This window comes from Archangium lansingense, from assembly GCF_026626635.1.
GTDB classification, from domain to species: Bacteria; Myxococcota; Myxococcia; order Myxococcales; family Myxococcaceae; genus Archangium; species Archangium lansingense.
This window is the reverse complement of the sequence record NZ_JAPNKA010000001.1, coordinates 8,552,339-8,576,543: the sequence shown is the minus strand read 5'-3', so window position 1 is coordinate 8,576,543 and position 24,205 is coordinate 8,552,339. Positions and strand designations below refer to the sequence as shown.

The window sequence follows — 24,205 nt, the reverse complement described above, 5'->3', positions numbered from 1 at the left end:
TCTTTCCCCCCAAGGCAGCGTTCATGAACATGCGCGATGTACAGCCCCCGGCCGATTGCGTTTCGCAAGCCTCCCCCCCAAGGGCCGAACCGAAGCCGGGTGTGAAGCCGGTACGTAGGGCTCCGCCATTGGTGCCGGTGTCTCGCGAAGAGGCGCCGCCGTTGTCCTTCGCGCAGCAGCGGCTGTGGTTCATCGAGCAGCTCGCGCCCGGGAGCCACGCGTACAACGTCATTCCCTACGCCCGGCTGAAGGGGCCGCTCGACGTGGACGCCCTGGAGCGGAGCCTGGCCGAGGTCATCCGCCGGCACGAGGCGCTGCGGACGACGTTCACCCAGGTGAATGGGCAGCCGGTGCAACGGATTGCCCCGGAGCTGGTGTTCCGTCTCCCCGTGGAGAGCCTGGAGTCCCTGGCGGAGGGGGAGTGGGATGCGGAGCTCCAGCGGCTCGCGGAGGAAGAGGCACGGCGTCCGTTCGACCTGGAGAAGGGCCCGCTGGTGAGGGCCCGGCTGTTGCGCGTGGCCTCCGAGGACCACGTGTTGTTGCTCACGTTGCACCACGTCATCAGCGACGTCTGGTCCCTCGGGGTGGTGGAGCGAGAGCTGACCGCGCTGTACCGCGCCTACTCCCGCGGTGCGGAGCCGGCGCTCAAGGCCCTGCCCGTTCAGTACGCGGACTACTCGAAGTGGCAGCGCGAGTGGCTGAAGGGCGAGGTGCTGGAGGAGCAGCTGGGCTGGTGGAAGCAGCAACTCGCCGGGGCTCCGCCCGTGCTGGAGCTGCCAACGGACAGGCCGAGGCCCCCCTTGCAAGCCGCTCGCGGGGCCGTTCTGCGGGTGATGCTGTCTCCGGCGCTCTCCGGCGCGGTGAAGGAGCTGAGCCGCGCGCAGGGCACCACGCAGTTCATGACGCTGCTGGCGGGCTTTCATGCGCTGCTGGCGCGCTACAGCGGACAGAGCGACATCGTGGTGGGCTCGCCCATCTCCGGGCGCAACCGGCGTGAGGTGGAGGGGCTCGTCGGCTTCTTCGCCAACACGCTCGCCCTGCGGGTGGATGGGACGGGGGCAGAGAGCTTCCGGGAGTTGCTGGGCCGGGTCCGTACCGCCTGCCTGGGCGCATATGCCCATCCGGAGCTTCCCTTCGAGCAATTGGTGGATGCGCTGCAGCCGGTGCGCGACCTGAGCCGCTCGCCGCTCTTCCAGGTGATGTTCGTCCTCCAGGGCGCGATGCCCTATGCCGCCCTGGAGCTGCCCGGTCTCTCCGCGAGCGAGCTCGTCGTGGATCCCGGCGTGTCACGCTTCGACATCACGTTGTCGGTGCGGGAGACCCCGGATGGGTGGTTGTGCATCTGGGAGTACAGCACCGACCTGTACGACGAGGCGACGGTGGCGCGGATGGCGGCGCACTACGTGCGGCTGCTGGAGGGGGCTGTCGCGCAGCCAGAAGGCAAGCTGTCGGCGCTGCCGCTGATGGACGAGGCGGAGCGGCGGCGGGTGGTGGTGGAGTTCAATGACACCAAGACGCTGTATGCACCGGCGCGAGGGGTGCATGAGCTGTTCGAGGTGTGGGGGGACAAGACGCCAGAGGCGGTGGCCGTCAGCTTCGGAGAGCAGCGGCTGACGTACGGGGAGCTGAACCAGAGGGCCAACCGGCTGGCGCACCACCTGCGAGGGTTGGGCGTGGGGCCGGATGTGCCGGTGGGCCTGTGCGTGCGGCGCTCGTTGGAGTTGGCCGTGGGAGTGCTGGGCATTCTCAAGGCAGGAGGCGCCTACGTGCCGTTGGACCCGGCGTACCCGGCCGAGCGTCTGGCGCTGATGCTCGAGTCCTCGCGCGCACCAGTGGTGCTCACGCAGCAAGGACTGAAGGACGCGCTGCCGAGCGGTGCGGCGCGACGGCTGTACCTGGACACGGACGAGGCGCAATGGGCCAGCAGCAGCGAGGCCAATCCGCAGCCGCTGATGGGGCCGCAGGCACTGGCGTACGTCATCTACACGTCGGGGTCGACGGGAGTGCCCAAGGGAGTGGCGATGCACCACGGGCCGCTGCTCAACATGCTGCGCTGGCAGGTGGAGCGCGCGGTGGCGCCGAAGGGCAAGACGTTGCAGTTCTCGGCGCTGAGCTTCGACGTGAGCTTCCAGGAGATGTTCTCCACATGGGGTGCGGGAGGAGAGCTGGTGCTCATTCCCGAGGAGCTGAGGCTGGAGGCGAGGGCGCTGCTGGAGACGATGGACAGCAGGGGGGTGGAGAGGCTGTTCCTGCCGTTCGTGGCGCTGCAGAACCTGGCGGAGGTGGCGGAGAGGGAAGGGGTGGTGCCGCGCCAGCTGAAGGAGATCATCACGGCGGGGGAGCAGCTTCGAATCACGCCGGCGCTGCGAGGGATGCTCACTCGGCTGCCAGGGTGTGTGCTGGAGAACCAATACGGGCCGACGGAAACGCACGCGGCGACGGCGTACCGGTTGGAGGGAAGCCCGAAGCAGTGGCCGGACCTGCCGGGAATCGGCAAGCCCATCGCGAACGCGAGCGTGTACCTGCTGGACGGCAACGGAGAGCCAGTGCCGGTGGGCGTGGTGGGGGAGCTGTACATCGGAGGGGCGGGGTTGGCGAGGGGCTACCTGCACCGGGAGGAGCTGACGCGGGAGAAGTTCCTCGAGGACAGGGTGTCGGGGAGGGCGGGAGAGATGCTGTACCGGACGGGGGACTACGGGCGCTACCTGGCGGACGGGAGCATCGAGTTCCTCGGGAGACGGGACGCCCAGGTGAAGGTGCGTGGCTTCCGCATCGAGTTGGCGGAAATCGAGGCCGCGCTCGCCCGGCATCCCGCGGTGAAGGACGTGGTGGTCGTGGCGAGGGAGATCGGCGCCGGTGGAAAGCGGTTGGTGGCCTACGTGGTGCTCGGCACATCCCTCGAGCTCGATACCGCGGCCCTGAAGGCCTTCCTCAAGGAGAGCCTGCCTGAGTACATGGTGCCTTCGGCCTTCGTGCGCCTGGAGACGTTCCCCCTCACTCCCAGCGGGAAGGTGGACAGGAAGTCGCTCCCCGCGCCGGAGCTGGAGGGCTCGGCGCGGGAAGGGTTCGTGGCGCCCCGTACGCCGATGGAAGAGCTGGTGGCGGGCACCTGGGCGCCGCTGCTGGGTCTGCGGCGCGTGGGCGCGCACGACCACTTCTTCGAGTTGGGGGGTCACTCGCTGCTGGCGACCCAGGTGGTCTCCCGTCTGCGTGAAGTGCTTCGAGTGGACCTGCCGGTGCGCGTGCTCTTCGAGGCGCCCACCGTGGCCGAGCTCGCGCACCGACTCGAATCCATGCCGGGCGGCATGCAGGGGCCCCAGGCTCCGCCGCTCGTGCCCATGCGCGGGGAGGGGGCGCCGCCGCTGTCCTTCGCGCAGCAGCGGCTGTGGTTCCTCGAGCAGCTCGCGCCGGGTGGCTTCGCGTACAACCTGCCCTTCGTCACGCGGTTGAAGGGCCGGCTCGACGTGGCCGTGCTGGAGCGGAGCCTTGGGGAGCTCGTCCGGCGGCACGAGGCGCTGCGGACGACGTTCGCCCTGGTGGACGGGCAGCCCGTACAGTGCATTACCTCGGAGTTGGCGCTCGAGTTGCCCGTGGAGAGCCTGGAGGCCGTGCCGGAGGGCGAGCGCCCGGGGGCGGTGCGGCGCCGTGTGGAAGAAGAGGTCCGGTGCCTCTTCGAGCTGGGGAAGGGGCCGCTGGTGCGGGCCCGGTTGCTGCGCTCGGCTGCCGAGGAGCACGTGCTGGTGCTCGTCATGCACCACATCGTCTGCGACGGCTGGTCCATGGGCGTGCTCATGCGCGAGCTGGCCTCGCTGTATCAGGCGTTCTCCTCGGGCGCCGAGCCGTCGCTGCCCTCACTGACGGTGCAGTACGCGGATTACTCCCGGTGGCAGCGCGAGTGGCTGCGCGGCGAGGTGCTGGAATCGCAGCTCGGCTGGTGGAAGCAGCGGCTCGCCGGAGCACTGCCCGTGCTGGAGTTGCCCACGGACCGGGCTCGCCCCGTGGTGCATACCTTCCGGGGCGCCACGCTGCCGGTGCGGCTGCCCGCGGCGCTCTCCGGGCCGCTCCGGGAGCTCAACCGCCGCGAGGGCGTTACGCCCTTCATGACGTTCCTCGCGGCGTACCAGGCCCTGCTGGCGCGCTACAGCGGGCAGACGGACATCGTGGTGGGCTCGCCCATCGCCGGGCGCACCCAGCGGGAGCTGGAGGGACTCATCGGCTTCTTCGTCAACACGTTGGCCCTGCGGCTGGAGTCCTCGGGAGGGGTGAGCTTCCGGGAGCTGGTGCTCCGGGCTCGTGAGGCCTGCCTGGGGGCGTACGCGCACCAGGACGTGCCCTTCGAGCAGCTCGTGAATGCATTGCAGCCGGTGCGAGACCTGAGCCGCGCACCGCTGTTCCAGGTGATGTTCGCGTTGCAGGAGCCGGCACCGGCGCTCGCGCTGCCCGGCGTGTCCTCGGAGGAGGTCTCCTTCGAGACGGGGCTGGCGAAGTTCGACCTCACACTGTTCGTCCGGGAGACCGCGGACGGCTGGGAGACGCTCTGGGAGTACAACACCGACCTGTTCGACGAGGCACGGGTCGCGCGCATGGCGGCGCACTACGCGCGGCTGCTGGAGGAGGCCCTCGCGCATCCCGCGCAGCCCGTGTCGGCGCTGCCCCTGCTGGACGCGGAAGAGCGGCGGCGCGTGCTGGTGGAGTGGAACCAGACGCGAACCGGGTACCCGCGCGACGCCTGTGTCCATGCGCTCTTCGAGGAGCAGGTGGCGCGCCGTCCCGACGCCGTGGCGGCGGAGTACGAGGGGCAGTGCCTCACCTACGCGGAGCTGAACCGCCACGCCAACCGGATCGCCCGGCACCTGAGCGGGCTGGGCGTCACGCCGGGAACGCTCGTGGGCCTGTGCGCCGGACGCTCGCTGGAGATGGTGGCGGCGACGCTCGGCATCCTGAAGGCTGGCGGCGCGTATGTGCCGTTGGATCCGGCCTACCCCCAGGAGCGCCTGGCGTTCATGGTGGAGGACACGGCGGTGCCGGTGGTGCTGGTGCAGCCGGAGCTTGCCTCGAAGCTGCCGCCGGTGGGCGCCCGTGTGGTGCCCCTGTCATGGGAGACCTTCGCACACGAGCGCGAGGACGACCTCGGGGAGCGAGTGGCGCCGGAGGCGCTGGCGTATGTGATGTACACGTCCGGTTCCACGGGCTGGCCCAAGGGCGTGTGCATCCCGCACCGGGGAATCGTCCGGCTGGTGCGTGACGCCTCGTACCTCGAGGTGACGGCGGAGGATCGCTTCATCCAGATGTCGAACACGGCGTTCGACGCCTCGACGTTCGAGCTGTGGGGCGCGCTGCTCAGTGGGGCGCGGCTGGTGGGCGTATCGCGCGAGGTGGCGCTGTCCTCCAGGGCGCTGGCCACGTTCCTCCGGGAGAAGGAGGCGAGCGTGATGTTCGTGACCACGGCGCTCTTCAATCAGATCACCGCCGAGTACTCGGAGGCCTTCCAGACGTTGAAAGCCGTTGTGTTCGGCGGTGAGGCCGTGGACGCGATGTCGGTCCGGCGAGTGTTGGAGCGGGGGGCGCCGAAGCACCTGGTGCATGCCTATGGCCCCACGGAGAACACGACGTTCTCGACGACCTTCGAGGTGAAGGCGGTGGCGGAGGGCGCGGTGTCGGTTCCCATAGGCAGGCCGGTGTCGAACTCGGACGCGTACGTGCTGGACGAGCGGATGCAGCCGGTGCCGGCCGGCGTCACCGGAGAGCTGTACGTCGGAGGAGATGGGCTGGCGCTCGGGTATTTGAACCGGCCGGAGCTCACGGCGGAGAAGTTCGTGGCGCACCCGTTCAGCACGGAGCCGGGCGCGAAGCTGTACCGGACGGGGGACCTCGTGCGGTACCTGCCGGACGGGAACATCGAGTTCGTCGGGCGGCGCGATGCCCAGGTGAAGGTGCGTGGCTTCCGTATCGAGCTGGGGGAGATCGAAGCGGCGCTGGTGAAGCACCCCGCGGTGGGTGAGGTGGTGGTGACGGCTCGGGACGAGGGGCTCGGAGGCAAACGGCTGGTGGCGTACGTGGTGTCCGCTTCGTCCTCCGAGCCCGATACCGCGGAGCTGAGGGCCTTCCTCCAGCAGACGCTGCCCGAGCACATGGTGCCCTCGGCCTTCGTGAGGCTGGAGAAGCTCCCGCTCACGCCGAACGGGAAGGTGGACCGCAAGGTACTGCCCGCGCCGGAGGCGGCGGGGACGGAGCGCGCGGGCTACGTGGCGCCCCGGACGCGGATGGAGCAGGTGGTGGCGGACATCTGGGCGCCTCTGCTGAAGCAGCAGCGGGTGGGGGCCCAGGACAACTTCTTCGAGCTGGGCGGACACTCACTGCTGGCGGCACAGGTGGCCACGCGCCTGCGCGAGGCGCTCCAGGTGGAGCTGTCGGTCCGGGTGATCTTCGAGGCCCCGACGCTGGCGGAGCTGGCGGTACGGCTCGACGCAATGGCGAGCGGCGTACGGGGGCGGCAACTCCCGGCGTTGGCTCCCGTTGCGCGAGAGGGCGCGCTGCCCTTGTCCTTCGCGCAGCAGCGGCTGTGGTTCATTGAGCAGCTCGAGCCCGGGGGCTACACGTACAACGTCCCCTATACCTTGCGGCTGAAGGGCCGGCTGGACAGGGCCGTGCTGGAGCGGAGCCTCGGGGAGGTCGTGCGCCGGCACGAGGCGCTGCGGACGACGTTCGTGGAGGTGAACGGGCAGCCGGTGCAGTGCATTGCTCCGGAGCTGGAGCTGGCGCTGCCGGTGGAGGACGTGGAGGGACAGGCGGCGGGAGAGGTCCAGCGGCGCGTGGAGCAGGAGGCTCGGCGCCCGTTCGATCTGGAGAAGGGCCCGTTGGTGAGGGCGATGCTGCTGCGCGTGGCGGCGGACGAGCACGTGCTGGTGCTCGTGATGCACCACATCGCCTGCGACATCTGGTCGTTGGATCTGCTGCTGCGCGAGGTGGAGACGCTCTACCGGGCGTTCTCCGAGGGGAAGGAGCCCCAACTGCCGGCGCTGCCTGTGCAGTACGTGGATTACGCGAAGTGGCAGCGCGAGTGGCTGAAGGGCGAGGTGCTGGAGGAGCAGCTGGGCTGGTGGAAGCAGCAGCTCGCGGGAGCACCGCCCGTGCTGGAGCTGCCAGTGGATCGGCCCCGGCCTCCCGTCCAGACCTTCCGCGGAGCCCATCTGGTGAAGCCCTTGCCTCCGGCGCTGTCCGGGGCGGTGAAGGAGCTGAGTCACAAGGAAGGCGTCACGCTGTTCATGGCCTTCCTGGCGGCGTACCAGGCCCTGCTGGCGCGCTACAGCGGGCAGAGCGACATCGTGCTGGGCACGCCCATCTCCGGACGCAACCGGCGCGAGGTGGAGGGACTCGTTGGCTTCTTCCTCAACACGCTGCCGCTGCGGGTGGATGGGAGCGGAGTCGAGAGCTTCCGGGAGTTGTTGGGGCGGGTGCGCGAGGCGTGTCTGGGAGCCTATGCCCACCAGGACCTGCCGTTCGAGCAACTGGTGGATGCGCTGCAGCCGGTGCGCGACCTGAGCCGCTCGCCGCTCTTCCAGGTGATGTTCGTCTACCAGACAGAGCTGAAGCCGGTGTCGCTGCCCGGTGTGTCCGTGGGCGAGTTCTCCTTCCAGCCCGGGATGGCGAAGTTCGACCTGACCCTGTTCGTGCGGGAGACGCCGGAGGGGCTGGTGAGCCTCTGGGAATACAACACGGACCTGTACGACGAGGCGACAGTGGCTCGGATGGCGGCGCACTACGTGCGGCTGCTGGAGGGGGCTGTCGCGCAGCCGGAAGGCAAGCTGTCGGCGCTGCCGCTGATGGACGAGCAGGAGTGGCGGCGGGTGGTGGTGGAGTTCAATGACACCAAGACGCTGTATGCACCGGCGCGAGGGGTGCACGAGCTGTTCGAGGCGTGGGCGGACAAGACGCCGGAGGCGGTGGCGGTCAGCTTCGGAGAGAAGAGGCTGACGTACGGGGAGCTGAACAAGAGGGCCAACCGGCTGGCGCAGCACCTGCGAGGGTTGGGCGTGGGGCCGGACGTGCCGGTGGGCCTGTGCGTGCGGCGCTCGTTGGAGTTGGCCGTGGGAGTGCTGGGCATTCTCAAGGCAGGAGGCGCCTATGTGCCGCTGGACCCGGCGTACCCGGCCGAGCGCCTGGCGCTGATGCTCGAGTCCTCGCGCGCACCAGTGGTGCTCACGCAGCAAGGATTGAAGGACGCACTGCCGAGCGGTGCGGCGCGGCGGCTGTACCTGGACACGGACGAGGCACAGTGGGCCAGCAGCAGTGAGGCCAATCCGCAGCCGCTGATGGGGCCGCAGGCACTGGCGTACGTCATCTACACGTCGGGGTCGACGGGAGTGCCCAAGGGAGTGGCGATGCACCACGGGCCGCTGCTCAACCTGCTGCGCTGGCAGGCGGAGCGCTCGGTGGTGCCGGGGGGCAGGACGTTGCAGTTCTCGGCGCTGAGCTTCGACGTGAGCTTCCAGGAGATGTTCTCCACGTGGGGGGCGGGAGGGGAACTGGTGCTCATTCCCGAGGAGCTGAGGCTGGAGGCGAGGGCGCTGCTGGAGACGATGGACAGCAGGGGAGTGGAGAGGCTGTTCCTGCCGTTCGTGGCGCTGCAGAACCTGGCGGAGGTGGTGGAGAGGGAAGGGGTGGTGCCGCGCCAGCTGAAGGAAGTCATCACGGCCGGAGAACAGCTGCGGGTGACGCCAGCATTGCGAGGAATGTTCGCGAGGCTGCCCAGGTGCGTGCTGGAGAACCAGTACGGGCCGACGGAGACGCACGTGGCGACAGCGTACCGGCTGGAGGGGAGCCCGGAGCAGTGGCCGGACCTGCCAGGAATCGGCAAGCCGATCGCGAATACGAGCGTGCACTTGCTGGACGGCAACGGAGAGCCGGTGCCGGTGGGCGTGGTGGGGGAGCTGTACGTCGGAGGGGCGGGGTTGGCGAGGGGTTACCTGCACCGGGAGGAGCTGACGCGGGAGAAGTTCCTCGAGGACAGGGTGTCGGGGAGGGCGGGAGGGAGGCTGTACCGGACGGGGGACTACGCGCGCTACCAGGCGGACGGGAGCATCGAGTTCCTCGGCAGGCGCGACGCGCAGGTGAAGGTGAGGGGCTTCCGCATCGAATTGGCGGAGGTCGAGGCCGTGCTCGCCCGCCACCCCGCGGTGCGCGATTGCGTCGTCGACGCGCGGGAGGCGGCCTCGGGGCAGAAGCTGTTGGTGGCGTACGTCGTTGGCAAGCCGGGACAGCAGGCGCCGGCCAGCGGAGAGCTGAAGCGCTACCTGAAGGAGACGCTGCCCGAGTACATGGTGCCCTCGGCCTTCGTGTCCCTGGAGTCCCTCCCGCTGACGCCCAGCGGGAAGGTGAACAGAAGGGCGCTGCCCGCTCCGGACCTTGGCCGCCAGGAGTCGTCGCGCGCGTATGTCGCACCACGCACGGTGCTCGAGGTGCGGGTCGCGCGCGTCTGGGAGGAGCTGCTGGGCATCCATCCCATTGGTGTGCGGGACAACTTCTTCGAGCTGGGAGGCAACTCGCTGCTGGCCATCCGGCTGTTGTCGCGGATCCGGACGAGCCTGGGAAAGAGCCCGCCGGTGGCGGCGCTGTTCCAGGACGCGACCGTGGAGCATCTGGCCGGACTGCTGCGTCAGGAGGCGGGGCCGTGGTCGCCGCTGGTGGAGCTCCGTAAGGGAGACGGGAGGCGGCCCTTCTTCTGCGTGCATGCGGTGGGAGGCACGGTGCTCGGGTACGTGGAGCTGGCGCGGCGGCTCGGGCCGGAGCAGCCCTTCTACGGCTTGCAGTCGCGAGGGCTGGACGGGGACCAGGAGCCGTGCGGCTCGGTGGAGGAGATGGCCGAGCTCTACCTCGATGCGGTGCGGAGCGTGCAGCCCGCGGGGCCCTACCTGCTGGGCGGCTGGTCGATGGGCGGCTCCATCGCGCTCGAGATGGCGAGGCAGCTCCAGGCGCGCGGCGAACAGGTGGAGCTCCTGGCGCTCATCGACAGCTATGACCTCGCGCCAGCGGTGGAGGGACTGTCCTCGGAGCAGCAGGAGTCCTCGCGGCTGGGCGTGCTGTTCTACGGGGATCTGCTGAGGGCGGCGGGGCAGGAGCCGCCGGTCTCGGAAGCGGCACTCGCGCGGATGGGACCAGAGGAGCTGAGCGGAGCCCTGGATGAGGCCAGCAAGGCCGCGGCCTCCGTGTTGGGAGCCGGTGTCCAGCCCTTGCAGGCGCTGCGGCGCGTCTTCGAGGCGAACCTGCGGGCCGCGTGGCGGTACGTGCCACCGCGTTACGAAGGGCGCGTCACCCTCTTCGAGGCGAGCGAGTCCTCGCTGCGTGCGCAGGGAGGCACGCGCTTCGTGGCCACCGAGGTGGACGTTCATGCACTGGAGGGCGACCACTACTCCCTGCTGCATGGCCCGGGAGTGGAGGCACTGGCGGCGCGGCTCGCATCGAGCCTGGAGCGGGCCCATGCCGACTGAGGCCGCTCTCCCCACGCCGAGGCCCGCCGCCCGGAAGGCGCCGGTCAACAAGTGGCTCGTCACGCTCTCGGTGTCCTTCGGCACGCTGATGGGCTCCATCGACTCGTCCATCGTCAACGTGGCGCTGTCGCAGATTCGCAGCTCCATCGGGGCCACCGTCCAGGAGATCACCTGGATGAGCACCAGCTTCATCATCGCCACGGTGCTGATGCTGCCGCTCACGGGCTTCTTCGGCCGGCTCTTCGGCCAGAAGCGCACCTATCTGGCGTGCCTGGCCCTCTTCATCGTCAGCTCGTTCTTCTGCGGGGTGGCCTGGAGCCTGCCCTCGCTGGTGTTCTTCCGGGCCCTGCAAGGCCTTGGCGCCGGGCTGCTCGTGCCCACCGAGCAGGCCATCCTCCGGCAGACCTGGCCCCCCGAGGAGCAGGGCATGGCCATGGGCCTCTTCACCACGGTCATCACCGTGGGGCCCGCCCTCGGCCCCACGCTCGGTGGCTACATCGTCGACAACTTCCACTGGTCGTGGATCTTCTTCATCAACCTGCCCATCGGGTTGCTCGGCCTGTTTCTGGTATGGCGCTTCGTCGAGGAGCCCGAGGACGTGCTGGCCGCCAACCGGGCCGCCGCCGAGCTGCAACGTCGCAACATCGACTGGGCTGGCATCAGCCTGCTCTGGGTGGGGATGGCCACGCTCCAGTTCGTGCTGGAGGAGGGGCAGCGCCACGACTGGTTCGAGTCGAGGGGGATCACTACCTGCCTGCTGGCGGCGGTCTTCTGCCTGGCGGCCTTCGTGCTGCGCGAGCTCACCGCGGTGGCGCCGGCGGTGGACCTGCGCCTCTTCAAGGAGCCGGTGTTCTCCTCGGGAGCGGTGCTCGGCGCGGTGATGTTTTTCATCCTCACGTCGAACCTGTTCCTGCTGCCGCTCTTCATGCAGGAGCTGCTCGGCTTCACGGCCATGCAGGCGGGTGAGGCGCTCATGCCACGCACGCTGGTGATGATCGTGATGATGCCCATCGTCGGGCGCCTCTACAACCGCATCTCCCCACGTGTGCTCATCGGAGTGGGGCTGCTCATCATCGGCGTGGGCGTGCACCGCATGATGCGCGTGTCGCTGGATACGGGCCGGGCGGAGATCATCTCGGCGATCATGTTGCAGGGGTTGGGCACCAGCCTGCTCTTCGTGCCGCTCAACGTCGTGGTGTTCGACAAGGTGGAGCGGGCCCGGATGGCGGATGCCACCGGCATCAACACGCTGATGCGGCAGCTCGGCACCTCGGTGGGCCTGGCCCTCTTCGCCACGCTGATGACGCGCTACACCGCGCAGGCCCAGGTGGGGCTCTCCGCCCAGCTCGTCGCCGAGCGCCCCGAGCTGTACGAGCGCATCTCCTCGACGATGAGCAGTCTCGTGGCGGGCGGTGTCGAGGGCTACGAGGCCACCGAGGCGAGCTTGCGCCTGCTGGCGAGCGGCCTCCAGCGTCAGGCGTCGCTGCTGGCCTTCAACCGGCTCTTCACGCTGTCCGCGCTGCTGTTCGCCCTGGCGCTGCCGCTGCTGGGCTTCCTCTGGTTCTCTCCGGGCACGAAGCCCGCGCGGCGGGCCCCGAAGGCGGAGCCGGACGAGGTTCACCTGGATGTGGAGGTCTGACGTGTCATGAGTGCCACCCCCCGATTGGTGGAAAAGGAAGCGCCCGCTCCGGGTCCCTCGCCCGAGGAGGTGCTCGGGAAGAAGAGGGGCCGCAGGGGCGCGCTGCTCCTGGGCTCGACCGCGGTGGCCGTGCTCGCGGGCATTGGCGGCTACGTGCTGCTCACGCGCGGGCAGGAGGCCACGGACAACGCGCAGGTGCAGTCGGACATGGTGCCCATCAACGCCCGCGTGGGTGGCCCCGTGCTGCACGTGAACGTGGGGGACAACGCCCGGGTGAAGAAGGGCGACGTGCTGGTGGAGCTCGATTCGCGCGAGTACGCCGTCCGCCTCAAGCAGGCCGAGGCGGACCTGGTGTCGGCGCGGGCCCAGGCGCAGGCGGCCGAGTCCCAGATGGACGTGGCGGAGGCGAGTGCCCGCGGCGGCCACTCCACCGCGCGCGCCGTGGTGTCCAGCAGCACGGCGGCGGTGCGCAGCGCCGAGGCCCAGGTAGAGGTGGCTCGCGCCGCCATGGCCCGCGCGGAGACGGACGCGCAGCGCAAGGCGTTGGAGCTCGAGCGCGTGCAGCGGCTGCGTGAGTCGGAGGTCGCCGCCCAGCAGGAGCTCGACGATGCCCTGGCCGCGAATCAAGCCGCGCAGGCGTCACTGGCCGGGGCCCGCGCGCAGCTCGCCGCGGCCGAGCAGGCCCACCAGGTTGCCCTCAGCAAGGTGGAGGAGGCCCAGGGACAGTTGGATCAGAGCGCCCCGGTGGCCGCGAAGATCGTGGTGGCTCGCGCCAGCGCGGAGCTCGCCCGCGCCAAGGTCACCGTCGCCGAGGCCGCGCTGGAGCAGGCCCGGCTGCAGCTCGAGTTCACCCGCGTCCTCGCGCCCGCGGATGGAACGGTGTCCAAGCTGTCCGTGCGTGAGGGGCAACTCCTGACGGCCGGACAGCCGGTGGCGAGGCTCGTTCCGCCGCGGACGTATGTCGTCGCCAACTTCAAGGAGACGCAGGTGGGGCACATCCGTCCAGGCCAGCGGGTGGAGGTGAGGGTGGATGCCTTTCCGGGCCTCACCCTGTCGGGTCAGGTGGAGAGTCTTTCCGGAGGGACGGGGGCGAGTTTCTCCCTGCTGCCACCCGACAATGCCTCGGGCAACTTCGTCAAGGTGGTGCAGCGCGTGCCCGTCCGCATTTCCTGGAAGGACCCACCCGGAGACCTGCCCTTGCAGGCCGGCCTGTCGGCGGAGGTCACCGTCTTCACCGCTGGCGAGTAGTTTTTCGGGATGGCTGTCTTTGTGGCGATGTCTTGTTTTGATGTTTGTCTTTGTGATAAATGATTGCCGGTTTTCATTTCCTGGCTCCCCGGGCCAGAGGAGCACTCCATGAGCATTGAACATCCTCCCATCACGCAGATGGAGCAGAGGCTCGCCGGCTATTGGGGTGAGTTGCTGGGCCTCCAGGAGATTGGCCGGGGAGATCATTTCATCTCGCTCGGCGGCAATTCGCTGCTCGCGACCATGCTCGCCAACCGCATCGAGGAGGACATGGGCATCCGCCCGACCATGGGGGAGTTGTTCAACACCCTCGGCGAGGTGGCCACGCTCTGCGAGCAGTTGGTACAGGAGCAGTCGGAGGCGGGGAGATGAGCTACGAGTTGTCCCATCTCCAGGCCCTGGAAGCCGAATCCCTCTTCATCATCCGCGAAGTGGTGGCCGAGTTCTCTCGGCCCGTGCTGCTGTTCTCCGGAGGCAAGGACTCCGCGGTGATGCTGTGGCTGGCGGAGAAGGCCTTCGCTCCGGCTCCGCTGCCATTCCCCCTCATGCACGTGGACACCGGCCACAACTTCCCAGAGGTGCTCGAGTACAGAGACCAGCGCGCGGTCGCCCTGGGGGCCCGGCTGGAAGTGGCCTCGGTGCAGGCCTTCATCGATTCGGGCCGCCTGGTGGAGGAAAAGGGCCCGCGAGCCTCGCGCAATCGCTTGCAGACGGCGCCGCTGCTGGACGCCATCGAGAAGCACCAGTTCGACGCTGTCTTCGGTGGTGCCCGCCGTGACGAGGAGAAGGCTCGCGCCAAGGAGCGCGTCTTCTCCTTCCGCGACGAGTTCGGCCAGTGGGACCCCAAGAACCAGCGCCCCGAGCTCTGGAGCCTCTACAACGGCCGCCACCGCCGCGGGGAGCACATCCGCGTCTTCCCCCTGTCCAACTGGACCGAGATGGACATCTGGCAATACATCGCCCAGGAGCAGATTCCCCTGCCCTCCATCTACTTCAGCCACCGGCGTGAGGTGTTCCGCCGCGACGGCATGTTGATGGCGTGCTCGCCCTACCTGCCATTGCTTCCGGGCGAGCGGGCGACGACGGCTCAGGTGCGCTTCCGCACCGTGGGCGACATGACGTGCACCGCCTGCGTCGAGTCCACCGCCAGCACGGTGGAGCAGGTGATCCAAGAGGTCTCCGCGTCCCGGGTGACCGAGCGAGGCGCGAGCCGCGCGGATGACAAGTTCAGCGAGACGGCCATGGAAGACCGTAAGCGCGAGGGGTATTTCTAATGGAGCTGCTCAGGTTCGCCACGGCCGGCTCGGTTGACGATGGGAAGAGCACCCTCATCGGCCGCCTGCTCTACGATACGAAGTCCATCTTCGAGGATCAGCTCACGGCGGTGGAGCGCACCAGCAAGGCGCGCGGGGACGAGTACGTCAACCTGGCGCTGCTCATGGACGGCCTGCGCGCCGAGCGCGAGCAGGGCATCACCATTGACGTGGCCTACCGCTACTTCGCCACGCCTCGGCGCAAATTCATCATCGCGGACACCCCGGGCCACACCCAATACACGCGCAACATGGTCACGGGCGCCTCCACCGCGGACCTCGCCCTCATCCTGGTGGATGCGCGCAAGGGCCTGCTGGAGCAGACGCGGCGCCACGCCTTCATCGCCTCGCTGCTGCGCGTGCCCCACGTGGTGCTGTGCGTCAACAAGATGGACCTCGTGGACTACAGCGAGTCCGTCTTCGAATCCATCAAGGACGAGTTCCGCAAGTTCTCCATGAAGCTGGAGCTCACGGACCTCTCGTTCATCCCCATCTCGGCGCTCAACGGCGACAACGTGGTGACGCGCTCGGAGAAGATGCCCTGGTACCAGGGTCCCGTGCTTCTGCACCACCTGGAGAACGTGCACATCGCCTCGGACCGCAACCTCATCCAGGTGCGCTTCCCGGTGCAGTACGTGTCTCGGCCCATCTCCAAGAAGCTCCATGACTACCGGGCCTACTCGGGGCAGCTCCTGGGCGGCGTGGTGCGGCCCGGTGACGAGGTGAAGGTACTGCCCTCGGGCTTCATCTCGCGCATCCGCTCCATCGAGCTGGCCGGTCAACCCGTAGAGGCGGCTTTCCCTCCCATGTCCGTCAACATCTCGCTGATGGATGAGATCGACATCAGCCGTGGCGACATGCTGTGCCGGCCGGGCAACCCGCCCATCGTCTCGCAAGACCTCGATGCCATGGTGTGCTGGATGGTGGAGCAGCCGCTGCAGCCGGGCGCGAAGCTGGCCATCAAGCACACCACGCGCTCGGCCCGCGCCCTGGTGAAGGAGCTCCAGTACCGCATCGACGTCAACACGCTGCACCGGGACGAGGCGTGCAAGTCCTTGAAGTTGAATGAGGTTGGCCGTCTGTCGTTGCGGACCACCGTGCCGCTCTTCTTCGACGAGTACCGGCGCAATCGCCATACGGGCAGCTTCATCCTCATCGACGAGGCGACGAATGCCACCGTGGGCGCCGGGATGATCAACGGCCCAGCGGCCTGAACGAGCCCGTGGAGTCTCCGGGAGGGTTCATACGCCTCCGCCAAAGGTGGTGGCGCAAACATAGGAGTGTGCCCAACGTGAGTGTGCGAGAGGCGGTCGTGACACAGACAATAGTGGGTTTGGATCCACCGAGCGGTTTCATCCTCTGGTTCACCGGAATGTCCGGGGCGGGGAAGAGCACGCTCTCCACGGCCGTGCGCCGCCGGTTGGAGGGTGGCCACTCCGTGGAGGTACTCGACGGAGATGAGGTTCGCACCTTCCTGTCGCGAGGGCTGGGCTTCACCCGGCCCGACCGCGAGGAGAACATCCGGCGCATCGGCTACGTGGCGCGGGTGCTCGCCAGGCACCGTGTGGCGGTCATCTCCGCCGCCATCTCTCCGTACCGCGAGTCTCGCAACGAGGTGCGGCGGCTGGCCACCGAAGCGGGCATCCCCTTCATCGAGGTGTATGCACAGGCGAGTCTGGAGGCGCTCGTGCAACGCGATGTGAAGGGCCTCTACAAGAAGGCACTGGCGGGGGAGATTCCCCACTTCACGGGCATCTCGGATCCGTACGAGCCACCCGAGTCGCCGGAAGTGACAGTACGCACCGACTCGGAGTCCGTGGAGGCTGGGGTGGAACGCATCCTCGCCGCCCTGCTCGAGCGCGGGCTCACCGCGCAGCGCTAACCGAGGCTCGGTTGACAGGAATTACCGCGGCCCCTCTTCCGCGCCGTGATTTCTGACCCATGGTCTCGCCGTATGGTTGGGTTTTTTGACGCTGGATTTCAATAAACACCGTCGTATTCGTTTGTCCTGTCTGAGGATGAATATGAGAAATCTTTCGCTGGCCCCGCGCAGGTCCTCGTGGGATGTTTTCGCGGCCCGAGAGCTTGACCAGAATTCCTGGCAGCAGCTCATTCGCAACGAAATCCCCGCGGTTGTCATTCGAGGCTTCGCCACGCCGGACGAGTGCCGTCGTCTCGTCGAGCGGGCACAGGTGATTGGCTTCGAGACGTATAAGAACGTCGTGCCGCCCATCGACCGGATTGGCGCGACGGTGTTCGAGCACAACGGCTCGGATGTCTCGGCCTACTTCGCGAGGGCCGAGCAGTGCCGGGCGCTCCAGGGCGAGATCTTCTCGCAATCGTTCTCTCCGCTCGAGCGCTTGATGAGCCGGTTGCGCCAGGCCACCGGGTCTCCGGTACAGATCGCCGCCGATCCGAAGCACGGTACCTACTGCGCGGGCCTCATCCGCCGCATCGAGAATGGGACTCTGCTCCACATCGACTACGCCCCCGCCGAGCAACCGGAGTGGTGGGTGGCCCAGATCGAGGCCCAGCTCGCCTGGAACCTCTACCTCGAGCTCGACCCGAAGAATCCCGGCGATACGTACGTCTACAATCGCCCTTGGACGCCCGAGGATGAGATCTACAAGCTCCCAGGCACGTACGGCTACAGCCGCCCCGTAGTCGAGGGCGCGGAGAGGTACACTTTGCGGCCCACGATGGGCGACGTGTACATCTTCAGTACGCGGAACTTCCACGAGGTCGATTCGAGCGCGGGTCACCGCACCACCGTGACTTCGGCGATCGGTACCCTCCCGGATGGGAGGATTGTCCTGTGGTCTTGAGCTCACACCCCTCCTGCACCGCGGCGGTCATGCACGGTGCCAACCGCCCCGTCGAGCTCCAACACTTCTCCGCACCCGAGCTCGAGCCGGGCGGGGTCCTGCTCGAGACGATCTTCTCCGAGGTATGCGGGACTGACGTCCACCTGTCGCACGGCCGGCTCGCCGGTGTGCCGTACCCGATCATCCCTGGCCACGTTTCAGTCGGAAAGGTGCTGGCCGTGCGCGGCGAGCCGCACGACGTCGACGGACGTCCCGTGCGCGTCGGTGCCACGGTCACGTTCCTCGACGTCGTCGGGACCTGCAACGCCTGCTGGTTCTGCCTGGTCGCCAAGATGCCGAACCGCTGTCCTTCGCGGCGCGTCTACGGTGTCACCTACTCGGCGAAGGAAGGTCTGTACGGCGGCTGGTCGCAGCTCATCTACCTCAAGCCCGGGGTGTCCATTCTCGAGGTCCCGTCGACGCTCACGCCGGAGCGCGTGATCGCGGGCGGCTGCGCGTTGCCGACCGCGATCCACGCCGTCGACACGGCGCGTATCAAGCTCGGAGATCGCGTGTTGATCCAGGGGGCGGGTCCGGTGGGGCTGAGCGCGGCAACCCTGGCCCTGCTCTCTGGCGCGGGCGCGGTCTACGTCGTCGAACGTCATGAGGTGCGACTCGCGATGGCCCGCGAGTTCGGGGTCGATGAGGCCATCCGGCTCGACGTCACGGGTTCGAACAGCCACGTGGAGCGGGTTCTCGCGCTCACCGACGGACGCGGCGTAGACGTGACGATCGAGGCCACCGGCGTGCCTGCGGCGGTCAAGGACGGCATCCGCATGACCCGCGACGGCGGGCGTTACGTGATCGTCGGGCACTACACCGATCACGGCGAGGTGGGGATCAACCCGCACACGGAGATCAATCGGAAGCACCTCGAGATCCGTGGCGTGTGGGGCGTGGACTTCAGTCACTTCCATCGCATGCTCCGCATCCTCGACCGGCACGGTGCCAGGGTCGCCGGTGGCAAGGGCTGGGAGCACATGGTCAGCCGCACCTACGGCCTCGAAGAGGTCAACCAGGCGCTGGCCGATGTCGAGACGGGTCGCATCGTGAAGGGACTCATCCGCCCCCATCCCGTTCGTACCTCACCATGACGGCCGATTCGATCGATGCCGCCGTGCCCTCGCGGAGACCCGCCCTGGGCTTCATCGGCGGTGGTGTGATGGCCGAGGCACTGATTGGAGCGGTCATTGGGAGTTGCCTGGCCGCACCCGGCGCAATCCTCGTCGGAGAAGTAGACGAGGATCGTCGCCGTGTGCTCCGCGAGCAGCATGGCGTCGAGGTGACCGCGGACAACCTCGCGGCGGCGGCCGCGGAACTCGTCGTGCTGGCCGTGAAGCCGCAACAATTGGGTGCTGTCCTCCAGCAACTGCGCGGGCAGCTCCGCGAGGACACGATCGTCGTCAGCATCATCGCGGGCGCGCGCCTGCAGACGCTGTGCGAGGGTCTCGAACACCCACTCGTCGTTCGCGCAATGCCCAACACCCCCGCGCGTGTCCGCAAGGCGGCCACCTTCTGGAGCGCAAGCGCGGGTTTGAGCAAGCCGGCGCTGCTGCGCGTGCGCTCACTGCTGGGCGCATTCGGCACCGAGTTGGAAGTCGCCGACGAGGCCGGCGTGGAGATGGCGACGGGCCTCGCTGGGCCCATGCCCGCCTTCGTCTTTTTTCTCATCGAGGCGTTCATCGACGCCGGCGTGGCCCTGGGGCTGCCGCGTGAGCAGGCCACCCTGGCGACGGTGGAGAGCATGCGCGGAAGCCTGGAGCTGCTGCATCGCACCCAGGAGTCCCCGGAGGCGTTGCGCAAGCAGGTCACGAGCCCTGGTGGCGCGACGCTGGCCGGCTTGAGGGTGTTCGAGAGCGCGGGCGTCCGGGAGACGATGGGCGCGGCGGTACGCGCGGTGCACGCGCGTGCGCAGGAACTCGGTCGGCTTCCGCTCGCCCCGCTCGAGCCCGGCAAAGAGGGCTGACTCCTACTCGCGCGGCGGGTTTCCGGGTCTTCCGGATGGCGGATCACCCGGAAAAAGCCCGGAGCGCCTCATCCCAGCTCATCCGGGAGCACCGCTCCACCCACCGCGACAAGGTCTCCGCTCCCGCTCGCGCGGCCAGTGCCACCACGGCGGCCTTTTCAAGCGGTGCATCGAAACGCTCGCGCGCGTCCCTGGCCAGCTTCTGTACGTCCACGGGGCTGGTCAGGAATGCTACCGCCAGGCCTCCCGGTCGGGTGAGCGCGTCGTAGGCGCGGCGTAAACGCTGGAACCCCTCCAGATCCTGGTGAGGTGGGTGCCGCGCCAGCGCGGCGAAGTATGCGCTCTTGACGGCGACCGGGTCCATCGTGGGCGCCAACCCCAATACGGCGAACGGCTCTTCGGGCGTCATGTCAGCTGCTCTCCTCTCCGTCCTCCGGAGAGACAGCCTTCGGCGGGCTTCTCTCGGACTCCTTCGGTGGCGCCGCGCCCTTCGCGGCGGGCTTCTTCTTCGAGCGTGACGCGCGGCGCGCCGTGGTGCTCGCGGCCTTCTTCTTCCGCGAAGCCCCGCGCTTGCGCAGCCGGTACCCATGCTTGTGCGCCAATGCCCGCGCCTGCTCCACCACCGGGGCCTGGAGAGCGGGTAACTGCTCCGACAGGGCCCGCATGAAGGCCTCCAGCACCGGGTGGAGGTACTTGCAAGGGGTGTTCATCCTCCCGGCGGCCACCACCGCCTCGGCGAGTGCCAGCACATTGGCGGTGCGGCGCTCCAGCCAGCGTTCCAGAATGCGCCTGGCGAGCGCCTCCCGACCGGACAGCTCCATCGCCCGGAGCGCCTCGATATGCCCCGTGTTCCCAGGATGGGCCTCCAGGTACCGCACGGCGGCATCCCAGGCCTCGGCGTCCGAGACAGCCTGGCGCACCGCCACCTCGAGGAACTCCACCTGGTAGGTCAGCACCCTGGGGGCAAACCGGCGCCAGATGCGCAGGCCGTCCCCGGTCAGCTTCATCGAGGAGTAGACCTGCTCCATCGCCCCCTCCACCTCCATCAGCATCCGCTCCGCATCCTCCAGGCTCCGCACGCCACGCAGCAGTCGCTCCAACTGCCGTCCTCCCTGCTTCATCCGGCTGCGGTCCAGCAGGATGCGGACGGCTTCGCTGAGTTCCCTCCGGAGCTCCTCGCTCGCGCCCTCCCAGCAGACATCCACCCATGACTCCACCAGGTCCGGTGCGCAGGTTGAGGCCACGCACTCGATCAACTCCATACGCTCGGAGGGCACGGCCCCACCCAGCCAGGACAGCAGGGAAGAGGCCTTCGTAGCGACCAGCCGGCCCAAGCCCTCCTGGAGCCACCCGGGTGCGTTGGGCGCCTCGGGGTTCTGCTCGCACCAGGCCAGGAAGGCCCGCGCCCAGAGGGGCGCGTCCGCAATCCGGGCCAGCAATTCCTGGTAGAGGCCCAGCGCCCGTGGCAGGGCCGCCCCCTCGAAGCGAAACCCGGACATCGCCTGCGCCACCCAGGGCTGGGCCGACGGTTGGAGCGCCGCGGCCTGCGCCAGGGTGCATAGGGGTTCGGCGTCCTCGATGCGCGAGATGACCGTCTGCGCAAGCCCCGCGGCGACCACCCGCAGCGCCTGCAACGTAGGAACGGAGAGGGCCTCGAGGGCTCCTCCCTCACGCACCGCCCGGGCCAACAGCGAGGCTGACTCTGAGAGAGCAGCGTGCTCCTTGCCCTCCGCCGCCCGAAGCCAGAGCTCTCGCGCAGCCAGCTGTCCCGCCAGCTCCCATATCGCCCGAGCTGCCTCGGCGGGTGCCGCTCGTGCCCACGTTTCGGCGCGACTGGCGAAGACGGGGAAGGGCTCGAGCGCGCGCAGGGCGAGGAGCGCCCCTTCCACCTCGTCCAACGAGCGGGGCGGCGGCAGCGAGACGCGCTGGCTCGGCGGTTCGATTCCCAGGAGCGAATCCACCGGGGGCAGGCGCTCGAGCGCCGGCGCGATGAGCTCTGGAGAGGGGCTTCCGTCGGAGGAGAGCCAGCCATCCATCGCCCTGGCCAGAAGGGGCGCATGCGCTCGCGCCGGGCCGGTGAGGGGTTGCCACAGCCGCCGCGCGCGCTCCCAATCGCGGGCGCGGCCCGCCGCCCATACCAGTGGCCAGTACGTGGCCCAGGCCTCCTCTGGAGCCGCGCCTCGCTCCACCAGGCCGGGCTCGGCGTCCACGCGTACGGCCAGGGTGCTGAGCGTCCTCCAGGAGCCGCGGCGGTGCTGCTCCCGGACGGCCTGCCGCAAGAGGGCGGCGCCGCTGGGGAGCAGTTCCTCCCTCAGCGACGGCGGCAGCCGCAGTAGCGCGGACAGCATCCCCTCCAGGTCCCCCCGTTTCTGGTGCTTTCGGGCCTCCTCCAGCCACTGGCGGTGCTGGCGCCCGGTGCGGTCGTGCTTCACCATGGCTCAGGGCTCCGGGAGTCCCGACCCGTGTTCGAGATTGAGGAAGAAATCCAGGAGCGCCTCCTCCGCGCGCTCGCGCGCCACTCCCTGGGCCTGCGCGTACTGGTCAAGAAGCCGCTTCAACTCGGCGTGGAGCGCGGGAGGGAGCCGCTCGAGCAGGGCATGCCCCTTGCGCTCCACCGCGCTCTGCCCCGGCGCCAGGGCCGGGACGGCCTTGCCCACGTCCGCTACCGAGAGGGCCACTGTCTTGGCGTTCGTCGTGCCGGGCTGGCTGACGGATACCTTCACCACCCCGTTGAGATCGTAGGCGAACTCCACTCGCACCGGTGAGTTCGCGGGCCGGGGCTCGAGCGAGAACTCGAAGGCCCCCACCCGTGTGTTCTCCGAGGCGACGCGCGACTCGCCCTGAAACACCTCCACCTGGACGAGCTCCTGCTCGGGCACCAGGGTGTAGAACTCCTCCACCTTGGTTGCCGGCAACACCGTGTTGCGGCGGAGGACCGGGGCAAAGGTATCCGGCGTGGTGCTCCCGAGGTCGTTCTCTCCGATGACGCGCATGCCCAGGCTATGCGACGCCACATCCACGAGAATGCGTCCCACCGGCTCGCCGGACAACATGCCGGCCTGGATGGCCGCGCCTAGCCCCACGGCCAGGTCTGGATCCACTTCCTCATGGATGTCTACGCCGAAGGCCTCCTCCAGCATCTGGCGGACCCGAGGGATCCGCGTCGAGCCGCCCACCAGGCATATCTTGGACAGCGACTGCCCCTCGAGCCGGGCCTCCGCCAGGGCCTGACGGGTCAGGGTCACGGTGGACTCGAGCAGCGGCTCGATGAGCACCTCGAAGACGCGCCGTCGCACCTCCAGCTCGAGGTGGATGGGCCTGCCTTGCGCCTGGGTGAGGAACTCCTCTTTCACGTGCACGGAGATGTCCGCGGACAGACGGATCTTCGTCTCCTCGGCCAGCTGGCGCAGACGCGCCATGGCCCGCACATCCTCGCGAGGGTCCACGCCCTGCTTCTTGAGTTCCTCGAGGAAGAGCTGAACGAGCTTGTCGTCGAAGTCATCCCCGCCCAGGTGGGTGTTGCCCGCGGTGGATCGCACCTCGCGCACCCCCTGGAACACCTCGAGTACCGACACGTCGAATGTGCCGCCCCCCAGGTCGTAGACGAGAAGGATCTCGGGCTCGGCCACACGGAGGGTCTCGGGATGCAACACACGCTCATACAGGAGCGAGGCACTGGTGGGCTCATTGAGCAGCCGCAACACGTGCAGCCCCGCGCGCTGGCCGGCCTCGAGGGTTGCGCGGCGCTGGGCGTCATCGAAGTAGGCAGGCACGGTAATGACCACGTCACGCACGGGGACGCCGGTGGCCTTCTCGGCTCCCTGCTTGAGCGCGGACAGGATTTCGGCGGAGACCTCCTCGGGAGACACCTCGCGCCCGGCGATGGAGTAGCGGTGGAGCGTCCCCATCTTGCGCTTGGCCGAGCGGATGCACCGCTCGGGCCTCAGCATCTCGAGGTTGCGCGCCTCGCGCCCCACGACGACACGATTGTCCTCGTAGAGGACCACCGAGGGGACGATGCGACTGCCTTCCACTGGCACGGCCACCGGGCGGCCCTCCACCAGGTGGGCGATGACAGAGTTGGTCGTACCCAGATCGATTCCAAAGACATGGCTCAAGGGGTATTCCTCACGATGATGGCTTCTCCCTCGCGAATGAGGCGCTCGCCCCGCAGGGCGGCGGCGCGAACCACGCGGGCAATGGCGCCCTCGGCGAAGCTGGGGTGGGGCTGAGTGCCTACAATCCGGAACAGGCGCCCGTCAGGAATGTGGCCGATGGAGGCCAGGCGCGTGAGCCCGGAGGCGGTCACAAAGCGCTCGAGCCGGGCCGCCACTCCCATGAGTCCCGATGCGAGCGCCTCATCCGCCGCGACGCGGGATGCCTCTTCGAGCAGATCCAGGGCATCCAGGAGCTCATCCCAGGGGGGCTCGCTCCCCGAAGAAGAGTTGCCCGATGTAGCGCCGCGGAGAGAAGAGAGCGAGCCCCTCAGCTCCGCGAGTCCCCCTTCCAGCTTGCGCTCCAGATCCTCGACATGGAGGGCCAGACGGGCCTGGGCCCGGGAGGACTTCTGGACGGCATCCAGAAGCGTGGTGCCCCAGGTGGGAGGCGACTCGGCAGGTAGTGTTGTCCCGGGGAGTCCGGGCACTCCTGAACGTGTAATGAACAGGCGTCTCAGCCAGGTGAACATC

At 68.6% G+C, this 24,205-nt stretch carries 14 protein-coding genes; 10 read left to right on the top strand and 4 right to left on the bottom strand.

The features are described 5' to 3' along the window. Nucleotides 1-161 precede the first annotated feature (161 nt). The 10 genes from OV287_RS34015 to proC all read left to right on the top strand — a co-directional run bounded on the left by OV287_RS34015 (nt 162) and on the right by proC (nt 19,517). Nucleotides 162-10,487, top strand: coding sequence for a non-ribosomal peptide synthetase (locus tag OV287_RS34015; protein ID WP_267538202.1), 10,326 nt, complete (start codon nt 162-164; stop codon nt 10,485-10,487). Beyond that, complete coding sequence (locus OV287_RS34010) at nt 10,477-12,126, top strand: DHA2 family efflux MFS transporter permease subunit (protein WP_267538201.1); 1,650 nt, start codon at nt 10,477-10,479, stop codon at nt 12,124-12,126. The genes OV287_RS34015 and OV287_RS34010 overlap by 11 nt, the downstream gene beginning before the upstream one ends. 6 nt (nt 12,127-12,132) lie before the next feature. Further along, complete coding sequence (locus tag OV287_RS34005) at nt 12,133-13,374, top strand: HlyD family secretion protein (RefSeq protein ID WP_267538200.1); 1,242 nt, start codon at nt 12,133-12,135, stop codon at nt 13,372-13,374. 108 nt (nt 13,375-13,482) lie between these two features. Continuing rightward, nucleotides 13,483-13,746, top strand: a complete 264-nt coding sequence (locus tag OV287_RS34000) for a phosphopantetheine-binding protein (protein ID WP_267538199.1) — start codon at nt 13,483-13,485, stop codon at nt 13,744-13,746. After that, nucleotides 13,743-14,648 (top strand): sulfate adenylyltransferase subunit CysD, encoded by a 906-nt coding sequence (cysD, locus tag OV287_RS33995; RefSeq protein WP_267538198.1) that lies wholly within the window; start codon nt 13,743-13,745, stop codon nt 14,646-14,648. The genes OV287_RS34000 and cysD overlap by 4 nt, the downstream gene beginning before the upstream one ends. Beyond that, the gene (locus tag OV287_RS33990; protein WP_267538197.1) at nt 14,648-15,901 is read left to right on the top strand and encodes a sulfate adenylyltransferase subunit 1; all 1,254 of its coding nucleotides are present in this window, start codon (nt 14,648-14,650) and stop codon (nt 15,899-15,901) included. Before cysD ends, OV287_RS33990 begins: the two co-directional genes overlap by 1 nt. A 119-nt stretch (nt 15,902-16,020) precedes the next feature. After that, nucleotides 16,021-16,569 carry an adenylyl-sulfate kinase gene (cysC, locus tag OV287_RS33985; RefSeq protein ID WP_267542460.1) on the top strand — a complete coding sequence of 183 codons (549 nt, stop codon included), beginning with the start codon at nt 16,021-16,023 and terminating at the stop codon, nt 16,567-16,569. 142 nt (nt 16,570-16,711) lie between these two features. Next, nucleotides 16,712-17,512 (top strand): 2OG-Fe(II)-dependent halogenase WelO5 family protein, encoded by an 801-nt coding sequence (locus OV287_RS33980; protein WP_267538196.1) that lies wholly within the window; start codon nt 16,712-16,714, stop codon nt 17,510-17,512. Next, nucleotides 17,509-18,645, top strand: coding sequence for a zinc-binding dehydrogenase (locus tag OV287_RS33975; protein ID WP_267538195.1), 1,137 nt, complete (start codon nt 17,509-17,511; stop codon nt 18,643-18,645). The genes OV287_RS33980 and OV287_RS33975 overlap by 4 nt, the downstream gene beginning before the upstream one ends. Beyond that, nucleotides 18,642-19,517 carry a pyrroline-5-carboxylate reductase gene (gene proC / locus OV287_RS33970; RefSeq protein WP_267538194.1) on the top strand — a complete coding sequence of 292 codons (876 nt, stop codon included), beginning with the start codon at nt 18,642-18,644 and terminating at the stop codon, nt 19,515-19,517. The genes OV287_RS33975 and proC overlap by 4 nt, the downstream gene beginning before the upstream one ends. Nucleotides 19,518-19,560: 43 nt before the next feature. Here the strand turns inward: proC and OV287_RS33965 are convergent, their stop codons facing one another. From OV287_RS33965 to grpE, 4 genes are read right to left on the bottom strand one after another with little or no spacing between them, the layout of a single operon-like run. Continuing rightward, nucleotides 19,561-19,926, bottom strand: a complete 366-nt coding sequence (locus OV287_RS33965) for a J domain-containing protein (protein ID WP_267538193.1) — start codon at nt 19,924-19,926, stop codon at nt 19,561-19,563. Between the two features lies 1 nt (nt 19,927). After that, complete coding sequence (locus tag OV287_RS33960; RefSeq protein WP_267538192.1) at nt 19,928-21,952, bottom strand: DUF6109 family natural product biosynthesis protein; 2,025 nt, start codon at nt 21,950-21,952, stop codon at nt 19,928-19,930. A gap of 3 nt (nt 21,953-21,955) precedes the next feature. After that, nucleotides 21,956-23,635 carry an Hsp70 family protein gene (locus OV287_RS33955; RefSeq protein WP_267538191.1) on the bottom strand — a complete coding sequence of 560 codons (1,680 nt, stop codon included), beginning with the start codon at nt 23,633-23,635 and terminating at the stop codon, nt 21,956-21,958. Continuing rightward, nucleotides 23,632-24,204: a nucleotide exchange factor GrpE gene (grpE, locus tag OV287_RS33950; RefSeq protein ID WP_267538190.1), complete on the bottom strand. Its 573-nt coding sequence runs from the start codon at nt 24,202-24,204 to the stop codon at nt 23,632-23,634. Before grpE ends, OV287_RS33955 begins: the two co-directional genes overlap by 4 nt. Nucleotide 24,205 lies beyond the last annotated feature (1 nt).